The organism is Streptomyces sp. NPDC006393 (assembly GCF_040628575.1).
Classification (GTDB): domain Bacteria; phylum Actinomycetota; class Actinomycetes; order Streptomycetales; family Streptomycetaceae; genus Streptomyces.
Window position 1 is genome coordinate 1 of the sequence record NZ_JBEXZD010000197.1, and the last position, 5,521, is coordinate 5,521.

Annotated in this window: 9 protein-coding genes; 8 read left to right on the plus strand and 1 reads right to left on the minus strand. The window is 72.6% G+C overall.

The window, feature by feature from the left end:
* Positions 1–654, plus strand: a 654-nt coding sequence (locus ABZ484_RS38205) for an SDR family oxidoreductase (RefSeq protein ID WP_358870554.1), incomplete at its 5' end; no start/stop codon positions are given.
* Between the two features lie 152 nt (positions 655–806).
* The gene (locus ABZ484_RS38210; protein ID WP_189901133.1) at positions 807–1,043 is read left to right on the plus strand and encodes a hypothetical protein; all 237 of its coding nucleotides are present in this window, start codon (positions 807–809) and stop codon (positions 1,041–1,043) included.
* Between the two features lie 93 nt (positions 1,044–1,136).
* Here ABZ484_RS38210 and ABZ484_RS38215 read toward each other — a convergent pair whose 3' ends face one another.
* A complete protein-coding gene (locus ABZ484_RS38215; protein WP_358870555.1) occupies positions 1,137–2,384 on the minus strand; it encodes a lectin in 1,248 nt (415 codons plus the stop codon).
* 319 nt (positions 2,385–2,703) lie between these two features.
* Between ABZ484_RS38215 and ABZ484_RS38220 the strand changes: the two genes are divergently transcribed.
* From ABZ484_RS38220 to ABZ484_RS38245, 6 genes are all read left to right on the plus strand, one after another.
* Complete coding sequence (locus ABZ484_RS38220) at positions 2,704–2,889, plus strand: hypothetical protein (protein WP_358870556.1); 186 nt, start codon at positions 2,704–2,706, stop codon at positions 2,887–2,889.
* Positions 2,886–3,338 carry a monovalent cation/H+ antiporter complex subunit F gene (locus tag ABZ484_RS38225; RefSeq protein ID WP_358870557.1) on the plus strand — a complete coding sequence of 151 codons (453 nt, stop codon included), beginning with the start codon at positions 2,886–2,888 and terminating at the stop codon, positions 3,336–3,338. The genes ABZ484_RS38220 and ABZ484_RS38225 overlap by 4 nt, the downstream gene beginning before the upstream one ends.
* Positions 3,331–3,594, plus strand: coding sequence for a hydrogenase subunit MbhD domain-containing protein (locus ABZ484_RS38230; RefSeq protein WP_030172432.1), 264 nt, complete (start codon positions 3,331–3,333; stop codon positions 3,592–3,594). The genes ABZ484_RS38225 and ABZ484_RS38230 overlap by 8 nt, the downstream gene beginning before the upstream one ends.
* Positions 3,591–4,331 carry an MnhB domain-containing protein gene (locus ABZ484_RS38235; RefSeq protein ID WP_358870558.1) on the plus strand — a complete coding sequence of 247 codons (741 nt, stop codon included), beginning with the start codon at positions 3,591–3,593 and terminating at the stop codon, positions 4,329–4,331. The genes ABZ484_RS38230 and ABZ484_RS38235 overlap by 4 nt, the downstream gene beginning before the upstream one ends.
* Before the next feature lie 58 nt (positions 4,332–4,389).
* Positions 4,390–4,740, plus strand: coding sequence for a sodium:proton antiporter (locus ABZ484_RS38240; protein ID WP_358870560.1), 351 nt, complete (start codon positions 4,390–4,392; stop codon positions 4,738–4,740).
* Positions 4,740–5,521, plus strand: a 782-nt coding sequence (locus ABZ484_RS38245; RefSeq protein ID WP_358870559.1) for a proton-conducting transporter membrane subunit, incomplete at its 3' end; no start/stop codon positions are given. The genes ABZ484_RS38240 and ABZ484_RS38245, both read left to right, overlap by 1 nt.

Sequence of the window (5,521 nt, forward strand, 5' to 3'; positions counted from 1 at the left end):
GTCCGGGGGAAAGGGCGGCGGGCCGCCGTCACCCGGATGGACCTCACCCGGCTGCCCGCCGCCGCGGGCGCCCTCGACGAGCTGGCCGCGGAGCTCGGCGACCGGATCGACGTCCTGGTCAACAACGCCGGCACCGGCACCGCCACACCGTTCCTCGACCTCCGCCTGGACGATGTGCGCCGCGTGCTCGACGTGGACCTGGTCGGGCCGCTGTTGTGCGGGCAGAAGGCGGCCCGGCGGATGATCGCGCAGGGCGACGGCGGCCGGATCGTCAACGTGACCTCGGTGCACGAGCACCAGCCGCGGGTGGGAGCCGCTCCGTACTGCGCGGCCAAGGGGGGCCTCGGCCTGCTCACCCAGGTGATGGCACTGGAACTGGCCGAGCACGGGATCACGGTGAACGCGGTGGCGCCCGGGGAGATCGCCACGCCGATGACCGGCCAGGACGACACCGACGTGCACACCGAGCGCCGCCCCGGCGTACCGCTGGGCCGCCCGGGCGACGCCCGCGAGGTCGCCGCCGTGATCGCCTTCCTCGCCGGCCCCGACGCCTCCTACGTCACCGGGGCGTCCTGGAGCGTGGACGGCGGCATGCTGCGGATGGGCCCGATGGCCGGCTCCCACCTGACCGGTGACGACTGGCGGCGCCCCTGAGCGGGGCGCCGTGCGACCGTACGTGTGCGACCGTACGTGTGCGACCGTACGTGTGCGATCACGTGCGAGGAGCCGCGGTGGGTCCGGTTTCACCCGCGCCCACCCGTGATGCGAGGGCTCGTCCCAGGCGGTCCCGTCCTAGGCTTGATGACATGACCGAAAGCGCGAGCCCCCGTGTCTCCCAGCCGCGAATCATGGTGCTCGGGGTACAGCCGGGCCATCCGCCTTTCCGTATCGTGGAGATCGACGGTGAGGTGGTCGGCGAGGCGAAGACCGTCACCGATGTCCTCCAGGCCGCCGCGGCGTTCGGCATCCGGGTCCACGACCTGGACGACCCGGACGTGGTCCGCTGGGTGGGCGGCGACAAGTTCAAATGGACCCTGCACTAAGCCGGCCGTTCCCTGGCCCCGCGGAAGCTCCCGGCCCCGCGGAAGCTCCCGGCCCCGCAGGACCGTTCCCGGCCACCCAGGGCCCCCTCGTCCTCACCCCACCGTCCACTTCTGGTTGGCGCCGCCCGTGCACGTCCAGATCTGCAGGCGGGTGCCGTTGGCGGAGTTGTTGCCGGTGACGTCCAGGCACTTGTTCGCCTGGGGGTTGACGATGTCGTGCGCCGAGGACAGGACCCACTTCTGGTTCGGTCCTCCGGTGCAGTCCCACAGCTGGACCTTGGAGCCGTCCGCGGTGCCGTTGTCCGTGACGTCGAGGCACTTGCCGAGCGCGCGCAGGCTCCCGTCGGAGGCGAACGTCCACTGCTGGGCGGCGGTGCCGTTGCAGTCGTAGAGCTGGACGGGGGTGCCGTTGGCCGGATTCGCGCCGGCCACGTCCACGCACTTGCCGGCCAGCCCGCGGATCGCGGCGCCGGTGGAGGTGGTGCTCGTGGTGACGGACACCGAGTCGACCACCAGCTGCTGCGGGAAGGCGGTGGAGCCGTCCGGGTCGCCCGGCCAGTAGCCGCCCACCGCCAGGTTGAGGATCAGGAAGAACGGCTTGTTGAACACCCACGTCTTCCCGCCCAGGTCGGCCGGGGTGCGACGCTGGTAGACGGTGCCGTCCACCGACCAGCTGATCGAGTCCGGCGCCCAGTCGACGGCGAAGGTGTGGAAGGCGTCCGCGAACGCCTGGCCGCCCGGCAGCGAGTACGGCGCGCCGATGCCGGCCGAGCCGGAGTAACCGGGGCCGTGGATCGTCCCGTGGACCGTCGAGGGCTCGAAGCCGACGTTCTCCATCACGTCGATCTCGCCGGAGTTCGGCCAGCCCACCTGCCCGATGTCGGTGCCGAGCATCCAGAAGGCCGGCCACATGCCCTGCCCCCGCGGGATCTTCATCCGCGCCTCGACGTGCCCGTACTGCGCGGCGAACTTCCCCGAGGTGTTCAGCCGGGCCGAGGTGTACTGGCAGGTGCCGTACCAGCACTGGTAGTTGGCCGGGTTCTCGCGCCGGGCGGTGATGACCAGGTGGCCCTGGCCGTCCAGGGCGGCGTTCTTGTTGCCCGACGTGTAGTACTGCCGCTCGTGGTTGTTGACGTTGTCGCCGGTCTCCGTCTGCCACTTGGCGGGGTCGACGGCCGCGCCCGCGGGGCCGTCGAAGGTGTCGGAGAACGTCGTCACCGTGGCGGCGGCGGGGGAGGCGCCCGGTGTGTCCGCCCGCGCGGGGCCGACCGCGGCGGAGCCGACGAGCACGGCGGACAGGGCGCCGAGGAGACATCTGCGGAGCAGTCGTGGAGAGGCCACGGCTCTCCCTTCTGTGCGGCGGCCCGGAGCACGGGCGCGCCGACCGTTGTGGGGGGTTGGGGTCGACTCTTGATTTAAGGAGTGAAGTAAGGGGTCGTCAAGACCTTGGTACGGACCGGTTCTGACGGGGATTCAGGCAAAGGCGTACTGCTCGGTCGATGCCGGACAGCCGTGCGCTGTTTCCGCTGCTGCTGTCGGGGCAACCGGGTTGCGGACCCGCGCGCCGCCGCGCCGCCCGCGGCCGGAGCGGTGTTTGGATGCCGGAAAGCGCCGGACGGCGCACATCAGTGAACAGGGGCCGAGCCCGCGGAGGTGGCGTGTGAAGGCGCGGACGACGCTGCTCGCCGTCGGCGAGGTGCTGGCCTGGTGGGCCGCGCTCGTGGTGCTGTGGCTGATGCTGATCAGCACCGTCTACACCTTGGAGTGGGTGGTCGGATCGTGCGCCGCGGGCGTGGGCGCCCTGGTCGCACGGGCGGGCCGGCGGGCGGCGGTGAGGTCGCGGTGAACGGCTGGATCCTGGCGGCGACGGTGGTGCTGGCCGTCGGTCTCGGGACGACACTGTGGGGTGTGGCCACCGGTCCGCTGGGGCGCCGCGTCGTCGCGCAGAACCTGTCCACCGCCCTGGTCTGCCCCGGCCTGCTGCTGCTCTCCCAGGGCTACGACCGCACCTCCTACGTCGATCTCGCCCTGCTCCTGGCCCTGCTCGGCCCGGTCGGCACCCTCGTCTTCGCCCGGCTGCTCGCCGACGAACTCGCCGACGAGCGGCCGCGGGCCTGGGGGGTGACCTGGGCGACCGCCGGCCTCGGCGTGGTGGTCGTGGCCGTGCTGTGCGCGGTCACCGGGCCCGGCCGGGCGATGGTGAAGCTCCTGATCGTCGGGGCGCTGCTGGTCGGCGGGAACCTCCTCGCCTCCCGGGCGATGTCCGGCGGCTTCCCGGGCGTGAGCCGTGGCTGACGCGGTCGTCGTCGTGGCCCTGCTCGCCGTCGCCGGCCTGGCGACGGCGGCCGTCGCCAACCGCGACCCCGCCCGCCAGGCCCTGGTCCTGGCCGTTCTCGGCACCGCCCTCGCCGTGCTGTTCACCGTGCTCCAGGCGCCGGACGTCGGGCTGTCGCAGCTCGCCGTGGGCTCGGCCCTGACCCCGCTGCTGATCATGCTCTCGGTGCGCAAGGTCCGCCGGCGCTCCGCCCACGGCAAGGACAGCAAGCAGTGACCCCGCGCGCCCGGCTGTGGCTGGTGGTCCTCGGCGGCGGCGGGCTCGCCGCCCTCCTGGTCGCGGCCTGCCTGCGGCTTCCCTCCTTCGGCGGCCCCTGGCACCCGTACGGCGACCGTGCCGTGCGCGCGGCCCTCGCCCGGCACATCGCCAACACCGTCGCCTCCGTCAACTTCGACCAGCGCGCCTTCGACACGATGGGCGAGATGACGATCCTCTTCGCGTCCGTCCTCGGCTGTGTCGTCCTGCTGCGCCAGGCCCGCGACGAGCACCGCGACCCGCCGGAGCCCTGCGAGGTCGCCGCGCCCGTGCGTCGCTACGCACTGATCGTGCTGCCGACCGCCCTGGTCACCGGCCTGTATGTGATCGCCCACGGGCAGCTCAGCCCCGGCGGCGGTTTCCAGGGCGGTGTGGTCGCCGCGACCGCCCTGCACCTGATGTACCTGGGCGCCGACTACGCCGCCCTGGAACGCATCCGCCCGGTCGACGCCTACGAGATCGGCGACGCGCTGTCCGCGTCCGCCTACCTCGTGCTGGGCTTCGCCGGTGTGCTGGCGGGCACCGCCTTCCTCGCCAACACCCTGCTGCCCTACGGCACGTTCAACACGCTGTCCTCGGGCGGCACCGTTCCGCTGCTGAACGCGGCCATCGGCATGGAGGTCGCCTGCGCGGTCGTCGTGCTGCTCGCCCGCTTCCTGGACCAGGCCGTCGAGATCGAGGAGGGCAGTGGGTCGTGAGGACTCAGGAGGGCGGTGGAGGAGCAGGACAGTGGGGAGTGAGCGCGCCGTGAACGCCGTGACGCACGTCCTTCCGTACCTGGTCGCCGCCTATGTGTTCCTGGCCGGCTGCTACGGCCTGGCCACCAGCCGGAACCTGATCCACGCCGTGGGCTGCCTGGCCGTGTGCCAGTCGGCGACATACGTCCTGCTGCTCGCCGTCGGCTACCGCGACGGCGGCACCGCGCCCGTCTTCTCAGACATCCGGCCCGGCTCGCGGCCCGTGGTCGACCCGGTCGTCCAGGCCCTCACCCTCACCGACGTCGTCGTCGGCGCCACCGTGACCGCGCTGCTGCTCGCGCTGACCGTGCAGATCGCCAAACGGCACGGCACGGTCGACCCCGACGAGCTGAGGGAGCTGCGCGGCTGATGCACCGTCTGCTGCCGCTGCTGCCGGCCGTCCCCCTGCTGGGGGCCGGCCTGCTCGTCGCGGGCGGCCGCCACCTGCCGCGCCCGGTCGCCGAGGCCTTCGGCTGCCTGGCCGCGGCCACCACGGCCGCCCTCGCGATCGTGCTGCTGCCGCACTCCTCGCCGGCCCTGGTGGAATGGGTCGGCGGCTGGTTCCCCAAGGGGGGCGAGAGCGTCGGCATCGTGCTGATCGGGGACGGGCCGTCGCTCGGCATGGCGGCGCTCGTCTCCCTGCTCACGCTGGCCGCGCTGGCCTACTCCTGGCACTACTTCGACGAGCCGCCGCGCGGTCACGCCGGCACCTTCCCCGCGCTGATACTGCTCTTCCAGGGCGGCATGTGCGGCTTCGCCGTGGCCGGCGACCTGTTCAACGCGTTCGTGTTCTTCGAGCTGATGAGCGCCGTCGCCTACGCGCTCACCGGGTACCGCATCGACGAGGCCAAGGCCGTGCAGGGCGCGCTGAGCTTCGCCCTGGTCAACTCGCTGGGCGCCTACTTCATGCTGATGGGCATCGCCCTGCTGTACGCCCGCACCGGCGAACTGGCCATGGCGAAGATCGGAGAAGGACTGGACGCGGCCGCAGCCCACCACGGGCCGGACGCCCTGACCCTCGCCGCCTTCGTGCTGGTCCTGACCGGCCTGCTGGTGAAGGCCGCCGCCGTCCCCTTCCAGTTCTGGCTGCCCGACGCGCACGCCGTCGCGCCCACGCCCGTGTGCATGCTGCTGTCCGGCGTCATGGTGGA